Source organism: Pseudomonas sp. NPDC090752 (assembly GCF_055584805.1).
Window position 1 is genome coordinate 24927 of the sequence record NZ_JBVJLI010000016.1, and the last position, 18858, is coordinate 43784.

Here is an 18858-nt window from a genome sequence, read left to right on the forward strand (position 1 = left end):
AACATGAGTCGGGCACCGGATACCTGGATTCTCACCGCCGACTGCCCGAGCATGCTCGGTACCGTCGACGTGGTGACGCGTTTCCTCTTCGAGCAGCGCTGCTACGTGACGGAGCACCACTCCTTCGATGACCGGCAGTCGGGGCGCTTCTTCATTCGCGTCGAATTCCGCCAGCCGGACGATTTCGACGAGGCGGGTTTCCGTGCCGGCCTCGGCGAACGCAGTGAAGCGTTCGGCATGGCGTTCGAGCTGACCGCGCCCAATCACCGCCCCAAGGTGGTGATCATGGTGTCAAAGGCCGATCACTGCCTGAACGACCTACTGTACCGCCAGCGCATCGGCCAGCTGGGCATGGACGTGGTCGCGGTGGTGTCCAACCACCCCGATCTCGAACCGCTGGCGCACTGGCACAAGATCCCCTACTACCACTTCGCCCTCGACCCCAACGACAAGCCTGGGCAAGAGCGCAAGGTGCTGCAGGTGATCGAGGAAACCGGTGCCGAGCTGGTCATCCTTGCCCGTTACATGCAGGTCCTGTCGCCCGAGCTGTGCCGGCGCCTGGATGGCTGGGCGATCAACATTCACCACTCGCTGTTGCCGGGGTTCAAGGGCGCCAAGCCTTATCACCAGGCCTACAACAAGGGCGTGAAGATGGTCGGGGCCACGGCGCACTACATCAACAACGACCTCGATGAAGGGCCGATCATTGCCCAGGGGGTCGAGGTGGTGGACCACAGCCATTATCCTGAGGACCTGATTGCCAAAGGGCGGGATATCGAGTGCCTGACGCTGGCGCGGGCGGTCGGTTATCACATCGAGCGGCGGGTATTCCTCAACGCCAATCGGACTGTCGTTCTTTAGCGGCTGTTCCGGCCTCTTCGCGGGCAAGCCCGCTCCCACAGGTTTTGTGCGTCCTTCAAGGCCAGCACTGTCCCTGTGGGAGCGGGCTTGCCCGCGAATGGGCTCACCCCTTTTCCCCTGCCGTAAAAAGGCATCCCCCTGTCGTTTTCAGTCAGCGCCTTCGGCCCCATCAAGCCCACAATTCCCTCCATTCCAGTAACACAAGCCGCCCATGGATGGCGGCGCTTCAACCAACGCTGCATCAATAAAAATCAAGCGAGGTACAAGCAATGTCTGGCAATCGTGGAGTGGTATATCTCGGCGCCGGCAAGGTCGAGGTGCAACACATCGACTACCCGAAAATGCAGGACCCGCGCGGCAAGAAAATCGAACACGGCGTCATCCTCAAGGTGGTCTCCACCAACATCTGCGGCTCCGACCAGCACATGGTCCGTGGCCGCACCACTGCCCAGGTCGGCCTGGTCCTGGGCCACGAAATCACCGGTGAAATCGTCGAGCTGGGGCGTGATGTCGAACGTCTGAAAATCGGCGACCTGGTATCGGTACCCTTCAACGTTGCCTGCGGCCGCTGCCGCTCCTGCAAAGAGATGCATACCGGTGTCTGCCTCACCGTCAACCCGGCCCGCGCTGGCGGCGCCTACGGTTATGTCGACATGGGCGACTGGACCGGCGGCCAGGCCGAATACGTGCTGGTGCCCTACGCCGATTTCAACCTGCTGAAACTGCCAGACCGCGACAAGGCCATGGAAAAGATCCGTGACCTGACCTGCCTCTCCGACATTTTGCCGACCGGCTTCCACGGCGCCGTGACGGCAGGCGTCGGCCCAGGTAGCACCGTGTACGTTGCAGGTGCCGGCCCGGTTGGACTGGCGGCGGCTGCTTCGGCTCGCCTGCTGGGCGCTGCCTGCGTGATCGTCGGCGACCTCAATCAGGCCCGCCTGGCGCACGCCAAGTCTCAGGGTTTCGAAGTGGTCGACCTGTCCAAGGACACTCCACTGCACGAGCAGATCATCGATATCCTCGGCGAGCCGGAGGTGGACTGCGCCGTTGACGCCGTTGGTTTCGAGGCCCGTGGCCATGGCCATGAAGGTGCCAAGCACGAAGCCCCGGCTACCGTGCTCAACTCGCTGATGCAAGTGACCCGCGTGGCTGGCAGCATCGGTATTCCTGGCCTGTACGTCACCGAAGACCCAGGTGCATCGGACGCCGCCGCCAAGATCGGCGCGCTGAGCATTCGCTTCGGCCTGGGCTGGGCCAAGTCGCACAGCTTCCACACCGGCCAGACCCCGACCATGAAGTACAACCGCCAGTTGATGCAGGCGATCATGTGGGATCGGATCAACATCGCCGAAGTGGTGGGTGTGCAGGTGATCAACCTGGACCAGGCACCAGAAGGCTATGGCGAGTTCGATGCAGGCGTACCGAAGAAGTTCGTGATCGACCCGCACAAGATGTGGGGCGCGGCTTAACCCTTACAAGAAACGCCCCCGCAAGGGGGCGTTTTCGTTTGCGGGGTGTTATGCCTCCGATGCCGACAGCGGCGCGTCAGCAGCCAGCACCGCCAGTGCTTCGTCCGCCACCAGCATCCCGGCCGGCCAGCGACAACCACTGACGCGGTGCAGCTCGAAGGCCCGAATATTCACCGCATCGCTTTGATTGCCACCGAGTACCAACAGGTTGCCATTGGCAGCTTTGCCGGTCACGAAACCGACATGCCCGCCGCCAACACGGGTGAAAACCACGATGCAGCCATTGACCGGTCGCGTCAGTTTGATTCCCCAGTTCAGGTAGGAACGCGCGCTTTCGAAACGTGAAGAACGCACCCCCACCCGTTCCAGCATCGCGCCGACGAAGGCTGCGCACCAAGGGGTCTCATCGTCTTTTATTCCCCCGCGCTTGATGTCCTTCCACATTTGCAGGATTTCAGGGTTGTGCTGCGTGCCGGCAATCTCTTCCAGGCCAATGTACTTGCGCGCTTCGTCGAGCCAAGGGTGGGTGCTCATGGGGAGTGCTCCGTCCGGGATAGGCCAGGCCACGTTAGCGAGCCTGGATAGCCAATGGATGCTGGCAGCATTGCCCCGATAGCCGGCCCGGAACCAAGCCCCGGTACGCCAGTCGAATGCCTCGTTTCCCAGGCCATCCCGGCCGACGAGGTCCCTCTGATGAAAGCATTCACCCTGGCAACCCTGATGACCCTGGCCGCAAGCCCGGTATTCGCCTTCAACCTCGGCGATGCGGCCAATGCCGTCTCCGCCATGCAGACCCAGAAGCAGCAGGGCCAGGTGCAGGCACCCGAAGCGCAGGCCAACCTGCTCAACACCTTGGGCAGCGAGTTGAACATCACCCCCGAGCAAGCGGTGGGCGGCGCAGGGGCGATGCTGGGGCTGGCGCGCAACAACCTCAGCAGCGACGACTATGGCCAATTGACCAAGGCTGTGCCGGGGCTCGACCTGCTTTCAGGCGCCAACGCCCTCGGTGGCCTGAGTGGCCTGGGCGAATTGCTCGGCGGCAACAGCGAAAACCAGTCGGCCTTGAGCAAGGCACTGGGCAACGATGTGGAAAATCGCACCGACCTGGACACCGCCTTCAAGGCGCTGGGCATGGATACCGGCATGATCGGCCAGTTCGCCCCGCTGATCCTCCAGTACCTGGGGCAGCAGGGCATTGCCGGGTCGCTGTTGCAGAACCTGGGTAGCCTGTGGACTACCCCGGCGCCGCTGGTGCAACAGCCGTCGGTGTAAGGTTCAAGCCGCTTCGGAGAAATCCACCAGGCGCACCGGGCGGCGGAAGCCGGCAGTCAGTACTGCCAGGTACGTCAGCCCCAGTGCGAACCAGCACAAACCGATGACCAGCGTCAGCGCCGACAGGCTGGTCCACAGCCACAGGGTCAGGCCCAGGCCGATCATCGGCACCAAGCCGTACTGCAGCAGGCCTCTGAGGTTGCGCGGGTTGGCGTCGGTCATCAGGTGGGTCTTGACCACCGCCAGGTTCACGGCCGAGAAGGCCACCAGCGCGCCGAAGCTGATCAGCGAGGCGAGGGTGGTCAGGTCGATCACCAATGCCAGCAACGAGAACGCCGACACCAGCAAGATGGCGAAGACCGGAGTGCCGAAGCGTGGCGACAAGTAACCGAAGCTGCGCTGCGGCAGTACACGGTCGCGGCCCATGGTGAACAGGATGCGCGACACGGCAGCCTGCGAAGCCAGCGCCGACCCCAGGCTGCCGGCGACGAACGCCGCGGTGAAGAAGTTGGCCAGGAACTGGCCGCCCGCCTTGAACATCACCTCATTGGCCGCCGCGTCGACATTGACGAAGTGGCTGCCAGGCAGCACCAGCTGGCTGACATAAGCCAGCGCGGTGAACAGCACGCCGGCGAACAGCGTGGTCAGGATGATCGCCCGGGGTACGTCGCGGCGGGCATCACGGCACTCTTCGGCCAGGGTCGAAACGGCATCGAAACCCAGGAACGACAGGCACAGCACCGCGGCACCGGCCATCAGTGGGCCGAAACCTGGCTGCGTGCCGTCGCCCATCAGCGGCGACAGCAGGTCCACCGGCTGACCCGCCAGCGATTGCCAGGAGAGCGCTACGAAAACGCCGATAAAGATGATCTGAGCACCGACGATCAAGTTGCTGGCCTTGGCCACCGAGTGGATGCCGACCACGTTGAGCACCGTCACCAGGGCAATCGAGGCGAGGACGATGGTCCACGCCGGGATGGCCGGGAGGGCGATGTTGAGGAACAAGCCGATCAGCAGGTAGTTGATCATCGGAATGAACAGGTAGTCGAGCAGCAGCGACCAGCCGGCCAGGAAGCCGACATTAGGGCCGAAGGCCATGTTGGTGTAGGAGTACGCCGAGCCCGCGATCGGGAAGCGTTTGACCATGAAACTGTAGGAAATGGCGGTGAATGACATGGCCAGCAGGGTGACCAGGTAGGCCCCTGCAGTGCGGCCTCCGGTCATTTCGGTGACGATGCCGTAGGTGGTGAAAATGGTCAGCGGGACCATGTACACCAGGCCGAAGAACACCAGGGCGGGGAGGCCCAGGACACGGCGGAGCTGGGCGGGGGCGGAGCAAGGTTGGTTGGCCATCGATCGATCCAGGCAATTTTTTGTAGTTGTGCTTGATCGATTTTTATCCACTTAGGTGGAAGGTGACAAAGAAGTAATCCTTATGCTGATTATTAGCCAGGGTTTTAATCACCACAGGCACCCAACGCAGAACCTGTGGGAGCGGGCTTGCCCGCGAAGAGGCCAGCCCAGACAAACGGCTTAGCCCATTTCCCCGCGCAGCTGCTCAATCCGCTGATCCTTCTCCACCCACAGCTGGTTCACCCAAGCCTGCACCGTCTGGCGAAACGCAGGATCGCCTTCGTAATCCCCCGCCCACAACGCCGGGTCCAGCTCACGCACCTGAATGTCGATAATCACCCGGTTGATGCTGCCATTGAGCAGGTCCCAGAACCCCGGCGCCTTGTTGCCCGGGTAGACAATGGTCACGTCCAGCAGCGCATCAAGCTGTTCGCCCAACGCCGCCAGCACAAAGGCCACGCCGCCGGCCTTGGGCTTGAGCAGGTAACGGTAAGGCGACTGCTGCTGCAGGCGCTTGGCCTCGGTAAAGCGGGTGCCTTCCAGGTAATTGACCACGGTCACCGGCTGGCGCTTGAACAGCTCGCAGGCGGCCTTGGTGATTTCCAGGTCCTTGCCCTTGAGCTCGGGGTGCTTTTCCAGAAACGCCTTGCTGTAGCGCTTCATGAACGGGTAGTCCAGACCCCACCAGGCCAGGCCCAGCAGCGGTACCCAGATCAGCTCCTTCTTTAGGAAGAACTTGAAGAACGGCGTGCGGCGGTTGAGGCTTTCGATCAACGCGGGGATGTCTACCCAGGTCTGGTGGTTGCTCACGGCCAGGTACGAGGTGTCCTTGCGCAGGTTGTCGACGCCGCGAATGTCCCACTGGGTAGGGATGCACAGGGCGAAGATGGCTTTGTCGACTTCCGACCAGGCTTCAGCGCACCACATCACGCCAGCGGAGGCATAGTCACGCCAGCGGCCCGGCAGCACCAGTTTGAGCAGGGCGAAGACCAGCAGCGGGCAGATCATCACCACGGTGTTGATGACCAGCAAGGTGGTCGTGAGAATGCCGGTTAGCAGGCGACGCATAAAGAAACTCTTGTTGTGGGATATAAACGGGCGGCAATGATAAGCAGCGCCGCCGCCTACGCCAAATGTCCAATGCCCAGCGGCGCGGACAAATGTTTCACAGTATGTTGTTTACCCTAGTGGCTGCGAACCTATCCTGCTTGCACAGTCTAAGCACTGACCCCTCTCAAGGAAGCCTGCCTGTGAAACCTCTGCTTGCCCTGTTGTCGCTGTTGGCGTTGCCGGTCATGGCCGCCGAGCCCACGCTTTACGGCCGCTACGAGAACATATCCCTGCCGGAACTCGGCGAAACCCTCAAGGCCAAGATGGATACCGGCGCTTACACCGCATCGCTGTCGGCCAAGGACATCGAACGCTTTACCCGCGATGGCGAGGACTGGGTACGCTTCCGCCTGGCAACCAAGGATTCGGATGGCAAGGTCTACGAGCACAAGGTTTCGCGCATCAGCAAGATCAAGAACCGTGCCGATGAAGAAGACGAGGGCGACGCTCCCGAGCTTTCGCGCAGGCCGGTGGTCGATCTGGAGCTGTGCCTGGGCGACGAGAAGCGCACCGTGGAGGTGAACCTGGTCGACCGCAGCAGCTTCAATTATCCGCTGCTGATCGGGGCCAAGGCGCTGCGCGAGTTCAAGGCCGCCGTGAACCCGGCCAAGCGGTTCACGGCGGGTAAACCTGACTGCTAAGAAGTGATCTATCAGGCAGTGGGTGCGGTTGCTACCATCGATGGCCGTTTGGCCACCTCGGCATACCACGCGGCCAACCCTGGCTGGCGCTCACGCCAGCCAAAATCAGGCTGACGCAAATCCAGATAGCCCAGAGCGCAGGCGACTCCGATCGCCGCCAGGTCAAAGCCGGACATCAGCTCGGCCAAATGTGCTTGTTCCAGGTTGGCCAGGCTACGCCGGATCTTCTCGCCCTGTGCCTCTAGCCAACCGTCCCAGCGCTTGTCCTCGGGCCGCAGGAAGCGCTCATAGCGGCTCGACACCGCCGCATCCATGATCGCATCCGCCTGCGCCGCCAGGGTCATGCGCCGCCAGCGCGCCGAGCCCTCACGGGGCAACAGCGGCAGGCCGACATGCTGCAGGTCGAGAAACTCGCAGATGACCCGGCTGTCATGCAGCACTGTGCCGTCTTCCAGGCGCAGGGCCGGGATCTTGCCGATCGGGTTGCCCTGGTTCAGCTGCTCGTCGCCGCTGACCGGGCTGACGTTCACCGGCTGCAGCGCGACGCGGTCAAGCTGACCGGTCTCGTGCAGCACCACCATGACCTTGCGCACGAATGGCGACAGCGGCGAGTGGAACAGGGTCATCGTGCTCATGGCTCAGTTGCCCTGCAGGCTAGGTGGCAGGCACACGCCAGTGCCGCCGATACCGCAGTAGCCCTCGGGGTTCTTGGCCAGGTACTGTTGGTGGTAGGCCTCGGCGAAGAACACGGTCGGCGCCTGATCGATCTCGGTGGTGATCGCGCCGAAACCGGCCTTGTTCAGCTCAGCCTGGAAGGCATCGCGGCTGGCATTGGCTTCTTCGAGCTGCTCTGGGCTGGTGCAGAAAATCGCCGAGCGGTATTGGGTGCCGACGTCGTTGCCTTGGCGCATGCCCTGAGTCGGGTTGTGCAGTTCCCAGAACATCGCCAGCAGCTCGCGGTAGCTGACCTTGTCCTTGTCGAACACCACCAGCACCACTTCAGTGTGGCCAGTCAGGCCCGAGCAGACTTCTTCGTAGGTTGGGTTGGGGGTGAAACCGCCGGCATAGCCGACCACCGTGCTGACCACGCCTTCACGCTGCCAGAAACGGCGCTCGGCGCCCCAGAAGCAGCCCAGGCCGAAGATGGCGAAATCAATATTGCCTTCGAAGAACGGGCCGAGCAGCGGGGTGCCTTCGAACACGTAATGGAACTCGGGCAGGGACATTGGCGTTTCGCGGCCAGGCAGGGCCTGCTCCGCGGTAGGCATGACGTTTTTGTTCACCAGGATTTCCGAACGCAGGACCATGGCCGTTCCTCTGTGTTTTTCAGTGGGATAGGTGGTGAGCGCTTCGCGGGGCAAGCCCGCTCCCACAGGTGTTGCACTGTTCTCAAGGGCAGTGCAACACCTGTGGGAGCGGGCTTGCCCCGCGAAGAGGCCCGAATGGATTCTATAGTGCCCGAGGATGACGCTGCTGTCAGGCCATTGGACCGCGCGGATAGCGCTTGAGTTTTTCCGCCAGTTCCCGCCCCGGAATCGGCCGGTCGAACAGATACCCTTGGCCGACGTCGCAGCGGTGCCGGCGCAAGAACGCCAGCTGCTCAGGCGTCTCGATGCCCTCGGCAACCACTTTGAGCTTGAGGTTGTGAGCCATGGCCACCACCGCCGAGGTGATTTCCATGTCGTCCTGGTTGTCGGGGATCTCGTTGATGAAGCTGCGGTCGATCTTGATGATGTCGATCGGAAACTTCTTCAGGTAACTCAGCGACGAGTAGCCGGTGCCGAAGTCGTCCATGGCCAGGGTCAGGCCCAAGGCCTTGAGTTCGTCGAGCTGGCGGTGGGTGTCCTCGGTGGCTTCCAGCAGCAGGCCTTCGGTCAGTTCCAGCTCCAGCAGGTGCGGGGGCAGGGCTTCTTCCTTGAGGATCGAGCCGATCGAGGCCACCAGGTCGGGGTCGGAAAACTGCTTGGGCGACAGGTTGATGGCCACGTGAAGGTTACCCATGCCGGCTTCGCGCAGCTCCTGGCTCATGCGGCACGACTGGCGCACCACCCATTTGCCGATGGGGATGATCAGGCCGGTTTCTTCCGCCACGCTGATGAACTGGTCCGGGCGGATCATGCCGCGCTCGGGGTGGTTCCAGCGCAGCAGTGCTTCCAGCCCCAGCAGCCGACCACTGCGCAGGCACAGCTTGGGCTGGTAGAACACCTCCAGCTCGTTCTGGGTCAGGGCGCGGCGCAGGTTGTTCTCGACGAACAGCTTGTAGCTGGCTTCGGCATTGAGCACTTCGGTGAACACCTGCACCTGGTGCTTGCCGTTGGCCTTGGCCTTGTGCAGCGCCAGGCCGGCGTTCTTCATCAGGGTGGTTGGGTCGCTGCCGTGCAGCGGCGCACAGGCCAGGCCCACGGAAGCGGTGACGTTGATCAGTTGGTTGTCGACGAACATGGGTTTGTCGAGGGTGCGCAGCAGTTGCTGGGCCACGCCCTGGCCGTCTTCCAGGCTGGTGTCGTCGAGCAGCACGGCGAACTCGTTACTGGCGAAGCGGGCCAGCACACCACCGACGCTGAGGCTGTTGCGCAGGCGCCGGGCCAGGCTGATCAGCAGTTTGTCGCCAGTCTGGTGGCCCAGGCTGTCGTTGATCCGCTTGAAGTTGTCGATGTCCACCAGCAGCAGGCAGATCGGGCTATCGCCATCACGGGCGAAGCGCTCGTCGAGGCTGCGGATGAACGCCGGGCGGTTGCCCAGGTTGGTCAGGTTGTCGGTATAGGCCAGGCGTTCGATGCGCTGTTGGGCCAGCTTGGTCTGGGTGACATCTTCGTAGATGCCGATGTAGTGGGTCAGCTCACGGTTGTCGCCATACACCTTGGAAATCGAGAGCTGCCCCCAGTACGGTTCCAGGCTCTTGCGCCGGCTCTTGAACTCGCCCTGCCAGCTGTTGCCCATGGCCAGGCTCGATGGCGTGTCGAACAGCAGCTCGCTGAGGTTCTCCAACGCCGGCAGGTCGGCCAGGTGGCGGCCCTGGACTTCGTCGGTGCTGTATTGGGTGATCGCCGTGAAGCTTGGGTTGACGTACTCCACCACGCCTTCGCGGTTGACCAGCAGGAAGGCACTGGCGCTTTGTTCGACGGCGCGCTGGAACAGGTGCAGGGCGCTGGCGGCGGTGCGCCGGTTGTGGTTGGTGATGACCTGGGCGAACTGGTCGGCCAGCTCACCGGCAAAGGCGATTTCGTCTGACTGCCAGGCCCGCGGCTGGCCGGTTTGTTCCAGGCACAGCACGCCGACCACCTGGCCATCGACGCGGACACTGGCATCGAGCATCGCGTTGTTGTCGGCGTACAGGGTTTCGGCCAGTTCCCGGGTGCGCGGGTCGTGGTTGGCGTTATGCGCATCGATGGCGCGGCTGGCGTGCAGGGCGTCGAGGTAGTCGGGAAAGCGGCTGGCATCGATCGGCTCGGGCAGGCGGTGCACCTGCTCGTTGCGCAACCAGGCGCTGATCGGCTCCAGGCGGTGGCCTTCCAGGTGCCAGATGCTGGCGCTGTCGACCTTGTAGATTTCGCAGGCGCTGCGGGTGATCAGCTGGGCGGCTTCGAGCAGCGAGTTTTCTGCACTGTAACGCTGGCGGGCAAGGCGCAGGATGAGATCCTGCTGGCTGCGCACGCGCTCCAGGTGTTCGAGCTGTTCCTGCTGGGTGCGCTGGTTGAGTTGCAAGGCCAGTTGCAAGCGGTTGTTGCGTGACTCGAGGTCGTTAGTGTCCAGGTCCAGGTCGTCGGCCTGGTCGTCGAGCACCGTCAGAAAGCCACGCAGCAATTGGCGATTGTGCTGTTTGTAGGCCTCGCCGGCTTCGAGCAGGCGCAAGGCATGCGGCTGCGCATGCAGGGTGTAGCGCACACGGTAGTACCCGCGTGTGTGCAGTTGCCGCTGGATTTCATCGTGTAGCCGATAACGCGCTTCGGGCTCCATCAGGCTGGCGTACGGTGCGTCGATCAGCGCACAGAGCTCTGAGGCCTGCAGGCCGAACTGGCGCTCGCAGGCCGGGTCGATGTAGAGCATTGCCCAGGTGGCTTCGTTGAGCCTTTCGAAACGCAGCATGCCGAGCCGCGAGGGCACGGGAAGCTGCGTGACGACCTCGGCCGCCACACGGCTGGCGGCATCGGGTTGGCTTTTCATCGAAGGCTCGCTTGAAGAGTGTGACGCGGCCTGGACGGCGGCGTATCTGGCAAGGTTGCATCATGTCCCCAAGGCTGGCAAGCGGCCATGAGGGATGTCATGTATATGTTTTCGGCCGCTGGGCGGGAAACCTTAGGTGCTAGTCGTGGGATCTTCTGCGTTTTTGAGATCGAGCGCCGCCCGCGCGGCGCTCGATCTCCCTGCCGCCATATCTCTTTCGCCAGGCAAAAAAAAGCCCCGCCAAACTGACGGGGTTGAGGTACGAGCGTGGCAGCTCGAAAAGAGTACTGCCCCTCCAGTGGAGGGGCAGTGGGCCGCCTTACAGCAGCATGGTGCGGATGTCGCCCAGCACGTCGCCCAGGCGCTTGGTGAAGCGCGCGGCGGCAGCGCCGTTGATCACGCGGTGATCGTAGGACAGCGACAGCGGCAGCATCAGCTTCGGCTGGAAGGCCTTGCCATCCCAGACCGGCTGCATGGTGGCCTTGGACACACCGAGGATCGCCACCTCAGGCGCGTTGACGATCGGCGTGAAGCCGGTGCCGCCAATGTGGCCGAGGCTGGAGATGGTGAAGCAGGCGCCCTGCATGTCGTCGGCCGACAGCTTCTTGCTACGCGCCTTTTCGGCCAGTGCAGCGGCTTCGGCAGCCAGTTGCAGCAGGCTCTTCTGGTCGACGTTCTTGATCACAGGGACCAGCAGGCCGTCCGGAGTGTCCACGGCGAAGCCGATGTTCACGTACTTCTTGCGGATGATGGCCTTGCCGCTTGGTGCCAGCGAGCTGTTGAAGTCCGGCAGTTCCTTGAGCAGGAAGGCGCAGGCCTTGAGCAGCAGTGGCAGCACGGTCAGCTTGACGCCAGCCTTCTCGGCCACGGCCTTCTGCGCAACGCGGAAGGCTTCCAGCTCGGTGATGTCGGCGGAGTCGAACTGGGTCACGTGCGGCACGTTCAGCCAGCTGCGGTGCAGGTTGGCGGCGCCGACCTGCATCAGGCGGGTCAGGGCCACTTCTTCCACTTCACCGAACTTGCTGAAGTCGACAGCAGGGATCGGCGGGATGCCAGCGCCGCCAGTCGCGCCGGCGACTGCCGGGGCTTCTTTGGCTTTCTGCATCATCGCTTTGACGTAGACCTGCACGTCTTCCTTCAGGATGCGACCGTGCGGGCCGGTGGCAGCGACAGCGCCCAGCTCGACACCGAATTCACGGGCCAGCTGACGAACCGCCGGGCCTGCGTGCACCTTGGCATTGTTGCCAGCAGCCGGCGCGGTCGCGACCGGAGCAGGAGCAGCAGCAGCCGGGGCGGCAGCGGCAGGTGCGGCAGCCGGAGCCGCCTCAGCCTTGGCCGGAGCAGCGGCGGCAGGCGCCTGCGCGGCAGCCGGTGCGGCGCCAGCAACTTTCAGCTTGAAGATCAGGTCGCCAGTGCCGACTTCATCTTCCAGCTTGCACAGCACTTCTTCGACCACACCAGCAGCAGGCGACGGGATCTCCATGGAGGCCTTGTCGGACTCCAGGGTGATCAGCGACTGGTCGGCTTCGACGGTGTCGCCGACCTTGACCAGCACTTCGATGATCTTGGCCTTGCCCGACGAGCCGATGTCCGGCACGTGGATGTCCTGCACGCTGGCGGCAGCAGGGGCTGCAGCCGGCGCAGGGGCCGCTTCGGCAGCCGGCTTTTCAGCGGCGGCCGGCGCAGCGGCAGGCGCGGCCGCGGCCGGAGCCTCAGGTGCCGCAGCGGCGCCCTCGACTTCCAGGACCAGCAGCTCGTCGCCTTCTTTCAGGCGATCGCCCAGCTTGACCTTCAGTTCCTTGACGACGCCGGCCTTGGGGGCCGGGATCTCCATGGAGGCCTTGTCGGACTCCAGGGTCAGCAGGCTCTGGTCAGCCTCGATACGATCACCGACCTTGACGAACAGCTCGATGATTTCACCTTCACCGCTGCCGATGTCAGGTACGCGAATGAGTTCGCTCACTTAAAAATACTCCTCAGCAGTCCAGTGGGTTGCGCTTGTCCGGATCGATGCCGAACTTGACGATAGCGTCAGCCACCACTTTCGGTTCGATCTCGCCACGGTCAGCCAGGGCTTCCAGGGCAGCCAGCACCACGAAGTGGCGGTCGACTTCAAAGAAGTGACGCAGCTTCTTGCGGCTGTCGCTGCGACCGTAACCATCGGTACCCAGGACTTTGAACTCTTTGCTCGGCACCCACTGGCGAATCTGTTCGGCGAACAGCTTCATGTAGTCGGTGGAAGCGATGACCGGGCCTTTGCGGCCGTTCAGGCACTGCTCGACGTAGGTCTCTTGCGGCTTCTGGCCAGGCTTGAGGCGGTTGGCGCGTTCCACGGCCAGGCCGTCGCGACGCAGTTCGTTGAAGCTGGTGACGCTCCACACGTCGGCACCGACGTTGAACTCTTCACGCAGGATCTTCGCCGCTTCACGCACTTCGCGCAGGATGGTGCCGGAGCCCATCAGCTGAACGTGGTGTGCCGCTTCGCGGGTGTCTTCTTCCAGCAGGTACATGCCCTTGATGATGCCTTCCTCGACACCGGCCGGCATGGCTGGCTGCTGGTAGGATTCGTTCATCACGGTGATGTAGTAGAAGATGTCCTGTTGCTCTTCGGTCATCTTCTTCATGCCGTCCTGGATGATCACCGCCAGCTCGTAGCCGTAGGTCGGATCGTAGGTGCGGCAGTTCGGGATGGTGCCCGCCATCATGTGGCTGTGACCGTCTTCGTGCTGCAGGCCTTCACCGTTGAGGGTGGTACGGCCGGCGGTACCGCCGATCAGGAAGCCACGGGTGCGGCTGTCGCCAGCGGCCCAGGCCAGGTCGCCGATACGCTGGAAGCCGAACATCGAGTAGAAGATGTAGAACGGCAGCATCGGCTGGTTGTGGCAGCTGTACGAGGTACCGGCAGCGATGAACGACGACATCGCGCCGGCTTCGTTGATGCCTTCCTCGAGGATCTGGCCCTTCTTGTCTTCCCGGTAGAACATCACCTGGTCTTTATCGACTGGCTCGTAGAGTTGGCCGACCGACGAGTAGATGCCCAACTGACGGAACATGCCTTCCATACCGAAGGTACGGGCTTCGTCCGGGATGATCGGAACGATGCGCTGGCCGATGTCCTTGTCCTTGACCAGCTGCGCCAGAATACGCACGAAGGCCATGGTGGTGGAGATTTCGCGGTCGCCCGAGCCGTCCAGGATCGCTTTCAGCGTTTCCAGTGGCGGGGTCGGCACGCTGAAGCTCTTGGCGCGGCGCTGTGGAACGAAGCCGCCCAGGGCTGCACGGCGCTCGGCCAGGTACTTGGCCTCGGCAGAACCTTCTTCCGGCTTGAAGAACGGCAGGTTCTCAAGGTCGGCGTCCTTGACCGGGATGTCGAAGCGGTCACGGAAGTGACGCAGGCTGTCGACGTCGACCTTCTTGGTGTTGTGCGCGGTGTTCTTGGCTTCGCCAGCACCGGTGCCGTAACCCTTGATGGTCTTGGCCAGGATGACGGTCGGCTGCTCTTTGTGGTTCACCGCCTGGTGGTACGCCGCGTACACCTTGTACGGGTCGTGGCCGCCACGGTTGAGCTTCCAGATCTCGTCGTCGGACAGGTCTTCGACCATGGCCTTGAGTTCTGGAGTATTGAAGAAGTTCTCACGAACGTACGCGCCGTCTTTGGCTTTGTAGTTCTGGTACTCGCCGTCGATGACTTCGTCCATGCGGCGCTGCAGGGCACCGTTGGTGTCCTTGGCCAGCAGTGGGTCCCAGAAACGGCCCCAGACGACTTTGTTGACGTTCCAGCCACCGCCACGGAACACGCCTTCGAGTTCCTGGATGATCTTGCCGTTGCCGCGAACCGGGCCGTCGAGGCGCTGCAGGTTGCAGTTGATGACGAAGATCAGGTTGTCCAGCTTCTCGCGGCCAGCCAGGGCGATCGCGCCCAGGGATTCCGGCTCGTCGCACTCGCCGTCGCCCATGAAGCACCAGACCTTCTGCTTGCCGGCCGGGATGAAGCCGCGGGCTTCGAGGTACTTCATGAAGCGCGCCTGGTAGATCGCCTGGATCGGACCCAGACCCATGGAAACGGTCGGGAACTGCCAGAAGTCAGGCATCAGCCACGGGTGCGGGTACGAAGACAGGCCCTTGCCGTCCACTTCCTGACGGAAGTTGTTCATCTGCTCTTCGTTGATGCGGCCTTCCATGAACGCACGGGCGTAGACGCCTGGCGAGGCGTGGCCCTGGAAGAACACCAGGTCGCCGCCGTGTTCGTCGGTCGGGGCCTGGAAGAAGTAGTTGAAGCCGATGTCATACAAGGTGGCACTGGAGGCGAAGCTGGAGATGTGGCCGCCCAGGTCCGAGTCCTTCAGGTTGGTGCGCATCACCATGGCCAGCGCGTTCCAACGCACCATCGAGCGAATGCGGCGTTCCATGAACAGGTCGCCAGGCATGCGTGCTTCGTGGGTGACAGGGATGGTGTTGCGGTATGGCGTGGTGATCGCGTACGGCAGCTGGGAGCCACTGCGGGTGGCCAGCTCGCCCATGCGGGTCATCAGGTAATGAGCGCGGTCTTCGCCTTCTTTGTCGAGGACCGACTCCAGGGCATCCAGCCATTCCTGGGTTTCGATTGGATCGAGGTCTTGCATGGCTTGCTCCAGGGCGGAAAGGCCACCAGAATCGGGGGCCTGAGTTTGCGACTGGCCTTATGGGCAGACGTCGTGAATTCTTGGACTACCGGGGTATGAACCGGCGGCGTGTAGTTTTACTACATTTGCTCCGGCATTTCATGCTTTTGCACGCCAGGGATAGTAGTAAAACTACACAAATGCGACGTTTGGTCGCACCTTGGCTTGTGAGGAAAAACGTTCATGTTGGTTGGCGGTGTGCCATGAGCGGGGGTTTGTTGATGTTTTTTGCCAATAGTTATCTTTTTTCAGCTATTTCCAACTTTTGTACGACAGTCCAACCGTGCTCCAGCGTCCCCGTGGCCGCTTTTTCCCCTCACTTTCACGCCGATCAAGGATAGACCATGCGCCTGCCTTTGCCGCTCGAACTGCCTGCCACCCTGCAACCACTGGTCGCGCGTAATCAGCAGTTTCTGCTGGATGCGCTGGCCAGCCGCCCAGAGCTCGACCTGAATACCTGGAGCGCCGCTCATCGGCAGCAGTTCGACCAGGTGGCCGCCGCCAGTGACTTCGTCCTCGGCCTGGCCCAGCGCGACCCTGCGCTATTGTTCGCGTTGCTGGCCAGCGGCGAGTTGGAACGCCGTTACGCCCCGGGCGAACTGCGCGGGCATGTCGCTGCAGCGGCCCAGACGGCGCAGAGCGAAGACGAGCTGGCACGCAACCTGCGCCGCGAGCGCAACCGCCAGCAGTTGCGCATCATCTGGCGCGACATCACTCGCCTGGCCGAACTGGGCGAAACCTGTCGCGACCTGTCGGACCTGGCCGACGCCGCCATCGACGAAGCTTATCAATGGCTGTACCCGCGCCACTGCCAGCAGTTCGGCACCCCCATCGGCAACCGCAGCGGAGAGCCGCAGCACATGGTGGTGCTGGGCATGGGCAAGCTGGGTGCGGTGGAACTGAACCTGTCGTCGGACATCGACCTGATCTTCGCCTTCCCGGAAGGCGGCGAGACCGAAGGGGTCAAGCGTTCGCTGGACAACCAGGAGTTCTTCACCCGCCTGGGCCAGCGCCTGATCAAGGCACTCGACCCGGTCACCGTCGATGGCTTCGTGTTCCGCGTCGACATGCGCCTGCGCCCTTATGGCTCGGCCGGTGCGCTGGTGCTCAGCTTCAATGCCCTGGAGCAGTACTATCAGGACCAGGGCCGCGACTGGGAACGCTACGCGATGATCAAGGCGCGGGTGGTGGCTGGCGACCAGGCCGCTGGCGCGCAGTTGCAGGAAATGCTGCGCCCGTTCGTCTACCGGCGTTACCTGGACTTCTCGGCGATCGAAGCGCTGCGCACCATGAAGCAGCTGATCCAGCAAGAAGTGCGACGCAAGGGCATGTCCGAGAACATCAAGCTCGGCGCCGGTGGCATCCGTGAGGTGGAGTTCATCGCCCAGGCCTTCCAGCTGATCCACGGTGGGCGTGACCTGAGCCTGCAGCAGCGGCCGTTGCTCAAGGTGCTGGCTACCCTGGAAGGCCAGGGTTACCTGCCGCCGGCTGTGGTCGGGGAGTTGCGTGAGGGCTATGAGTTCCTGCGCTATACCGAGCATGCCATACAGGCCATCGCCGACCGCCAGACGCAAATGCTGCCCGATGACGAAACTGATCGTGAGCGCGTGGCCTATATGCTCGGCTTCGCCGACTGGCAGCGCTTCCATGACCAGCTGATGCACTGGCGCGGCAGGGTCGACTGGCACTTCCGCCAGGTCATTGCCGACCCGGATGACGAGGACGGTGAGGGCGAGTTGGTGGTGGGCGGCGAATGGTCGCCGCTGTGGGAGCAGGCGCAGGATGAGGAGGCCGCTGGCCGTCAGTTGCAAGAAGCCGGCTTCGCACAACCCGCCGAAGCCTTGCGCCGCTTGGCTGCGCTGCGCGCCAGCCCCCAGCTGCGTTCGATACAGCGTATCGGCCGCGAGCGCCTCGACGCCTTCATCCCACGCCTGCTGGCCCAGGCCGTGGAACATGACAACCCAGACCTGGTGCTGGAGCGCGTGCTGCCGCTGGTCGAAGCGGTGGCGCGCCGCTCAGCTTACCTGGTCCTGCTCACCGAAAACCCTGGTGCCCTGCGCCGGCTGCTGACCCTGTGCGCGGCCAGCCCGTGGATCGCCGAACAGATGGCCCGCTACCCCCTGCTGCTCGACGAACTGCTCAATGAAAGCCGGCTGTTCAGCCCGCCGCTGGCGCCAGAGCTGGCGGCCGAGTTGCACGAGCGCCTGACTCGCATCCCCGAAGACGACCTCGAACAACAAATGGAGGCCTTGCGCCACTTCAAGCTGGCCCACAGCCTGCGCGTGGCCGCCTCGGAAATCAGCGGCAGCCTGCCGTTGATGAAAGTCAGCGACTACCTCACCTGGCTGGCCGAAGCCATTCTCGACCAAGTGCTGGCCCTGGCCTGGCGCCACACCGTGGCCCGCTACGGCCAGCCCAAGCGCAGCGACGGCAGCCTGTGCGACCCAGGCTTCATCATCATCGGTTATGGCAAGGTCGGTGGCCTGGAGCTGGGCCATGGTTCGGACCTGGACCTGGTGTTCATCCACGACGGCGATCCACAGGCGGAAACCGACGGCGCCAAGCCTATCGACAGCGCGCAGTTCTTCACTCGCCTGGGCCAGCGCATCATTCACCTGCTGACCACCCAGACCAACTCTGGCCAGCTCTACGACGTCGACATGCGCCTGCGCCCGTCCGGCGCCTCGGGGTTGCTGGTCAGTTCGCTGGGTGCGTTCGAGCGCTACCAGCAGAACGAAGCCTGGACCTGGGAGCACCAGGCCCTGGTACGCGCCCGCGTGCTGGTCGGCTGCAAGCAGGTGGCCACGGCGTTCGAAGGCGTGCGCGCCAAGGTGCTGGGTCAGGCCCGGGACCTGCAGAAGTTGCGCAGCGAAGTCAGTGAAATGCGCGCCAAGATGCGTGACAACCTGGGGACCAAGGCCACTGCTGCGGGCACGGCGGCCAACGCCTTCGACGCGGGTGTGGCGTTCGATATCAAGCAGGATGCCGGCGGTATCGTCGATATCGAATTTATGGTGCAATACGCCGCTTTGGCCTGGTCCCATGACCATCCGGCCATACTTCGATGGACCGATAACATCCGCATTCTGGAAGAGCTGGAGCAGGCAGGATTGATGCCGGCCAGTGATGCGGTGCTGCTGCGCGAAGTGTACAAGGCGTTTCGCGCTGCCTCGCACCGCCAGGCCCTGCAGAAGCAGGCCGGGGTGATCGACGCGGCGCAGTTTGCCGATGAGCGCCGCGAGGTGCGGCGGATCTGGGGGCAACTGGGCCTGACCTGACCGTTCAGGGCAGTGACAGGGCCCTAGTGGTACACTGCACGCCACATAG

Annotated in this window: 13 protein-coding genes; 5 read left to right on the top strand and 8 right to left on the bottom strand. The window is 63.1% G+C overall.

Annotated elements, in window-relative coordinates; translation table 11 throughout:
* Positions 1 to 3: 3 nt before the first annotated feature.
* Together purU and fdhA are read left to right on the top strand one after the other, a co-directional pair.
* Entirely contained in the window at positions 4 to 861 is an 858-nt protein-coding gene (gene purU, locus ACZ6YA_RS19985) for a formyltetrahydrofolate deformylase (RefSeq protein WP_403131640.1), read from the top strand.
* A gap of 269 nt (positions 862 to 1130) precedes the next feature.
* Positions 1131 to 2330 (top strand): formaldehyde dehydrogenase, glutathione-independent, encoded by a 1200-nt coding sequence (gene fdhA, locus ACZ6YA_RS19990; RefSeq protein WP_465898816.1) that lies wholly within the window; start codon positions 1131 to 1133, stop codon positions 2328 to 2330.
* A gap of 48 nt (positions 2331 to 2378) precedes the next feature.
* Here fdhA and ACZ6YA_RS19995 read toward each other — a convergent pair whose 3' ends face one another.
* The gene (locus ACZ6YA_RS19995; protein WP_465898817.1) at positions 2379 to 2864 is read right to left on the bottom strand and encodes a TIGR02594 family protein; all 486 of its coding nucleotides are present in this window, start codon (positions 2862 to 2864) and stop codon (positions 2379 to 2381) included.
* A 159-nt stretch (positions 2865 to 3023) separates the two neighbouring features.
* On the opposite strand from ACZ6YA_RS19995, the gene ACZ6YA_RS20000 reads away from it, so the two are divergent.
* Positions 3024 to 3602, top strand: coding sequence for a DUF2780 domain-containing protein (locus ACZ6YA_RS20000; protein WP_465898818.1), 579 nt, complete (start codon positions 3024 to 3026; stop codon positions 3600 to 3602).
* Between the two features lie 3 nt (positions 3603 to 3605).
* Here the strand turns inward: ACZ6YA_RS20000 and ACZ6YA_RS20005 are convergent, their stop codons facing one another.
* Both ACZ6YA_RS20005 and ACZ6YA_RS20010 read right to left on the bottom strand, forming a co-directional pair.
* Entirely contained in the window at positions 3606 to 4955 is a 1350-nt protein-coding gene (locus ACZ6YA_RS20005) for an APC family permease (protein WP_465898819.1), read from the bottom strand.
* A 180-nt stretch (positions 4956 to 5135) separates the two neighbouring features.
* Positions 5136 to 6023, bottom strand: a complete 888-nt coding sequence (locus ACZ6YA_RS20010; protein ID WP_465898820.1) for an acyltransferase — start codon at positions 6021 to 6023, stop codon at positions 5136 to 5138.
* Between the two features lie 182 nt (positions 6024 to 6205).
* Between ACZ6YA_RS20010 and rloA2 the strand changes: the two genes are divergently transcribed.
* Positions 6206 to 6706 (top strand): retropepsin-like aspartic peptidase RloA2, encoded by a 501-nt coding sequence (gene rloA2, locus ACZ6YA_RS20015; RefSeq protein WP_465898821.1) that lies wholly within the window; start codon positions 6206 to 6208, stop codon positions 6704 to 6706.
* A gap of 11 nt (positions 6707 to 6717) precedes the next feature.
* On the opposite strand, the gene ACZ6YA_RS20020 is transcribed toward rloA2, so the two are convergent.
* From ACZ6YA_RS20020 to aceE, 5 genes are all read right to left on the bottom strand, one after another.
* Positions 6718 to 7341 carry a glutathione S-transferase gene (locus ACZ6YA_RS20020; RefSeq protein WP_465898822.1) on the bottom strand — a complete coding sequence of 208 codons (624 nt, stop codon included), beginning with the start codon at positions 7339 to 7341 and terminating at the stop codon, positions 6718 to 6720.
* A 3-nt stretch (positions 7342 to 7344) separates the two neighbouring features.
* Complete coding sequence (gene msrA / locus ACZ6YA_RS20025) at positions 7345 to 8013, bottom strand: peptide-methionine (S)-S-oxide reductase MsrA (protein WP_465898823.1); 669 nt, start codon at positions 8011 to 8013, stop codon at positions 7345 to 7347.
* Positions 8014 to 8182: 169 nt separating this feature from the next.
* Complete coding sequence (locus ACZ6YA_RS20030) at positions 8183 to 10870, bottom strand: putative bifunctional diguanylate cyclase/phosphodiesterase (protein ID WP_465898824.1); 2688 nt, start codon at positions 10868 to 10870, stop codon at positions 8183 to 8185.
* Between the two features lie 319 nt (positions 10871 to 11189).
* The gene (gene aceF, locus ACZ6YA_RS20035; RefSeq protein ID WP_465898825.1) at positions 11190 to 12833 is read right to left on the bottom strand and encodes a dihydrolipoyllysine-residue acetyltransferase; all 1644 of its coding nucleotides are present in this window, start codon (positions 12831 to 12833) and stop codon (positions 11190 to 11192) included.
* Positions 12834 to 12846: 13 nt separating this feature from the next.
* Positions 12847 to 15492 carry a pyruvate dehydrogenase (acetyl-transferring), homodimeric type gene (aceE, locus tag ACZ6YA_RS20040; protein ID WP_172227487.1) on the bottom strand — a complete coding sequence of 882 codons (2646 nt, stop codon included), beginning with the start codon at positions 15490 to 15492 and terminating at the stop codon, positions 12847 to 12849.
* A gap of 383 nt (positions 15493 to 15875) precedes the next feature.
* Here aceE and glnE point away from each other — a divergent pair, with 383 nt between their 5' ends.
* Positions 15876 to 18809: a bifunctional [glutamate--ammonia ligase]-adenylyl-L-tyrosine phosphorylase/[glutamate--ammonia-ligase] adenylyltransferase gene (glnE, locus tag ACZ6YA_RS20045; protein WP_465898826.1), complete on the top strand. Its 2934-nt coding sequence runs from the start codon at positions 15876 to 15878 to the stop codon at positions 18807 to 18809.
* Positions 18810 to 18858 lie beyond the last annotated feature (49 nt).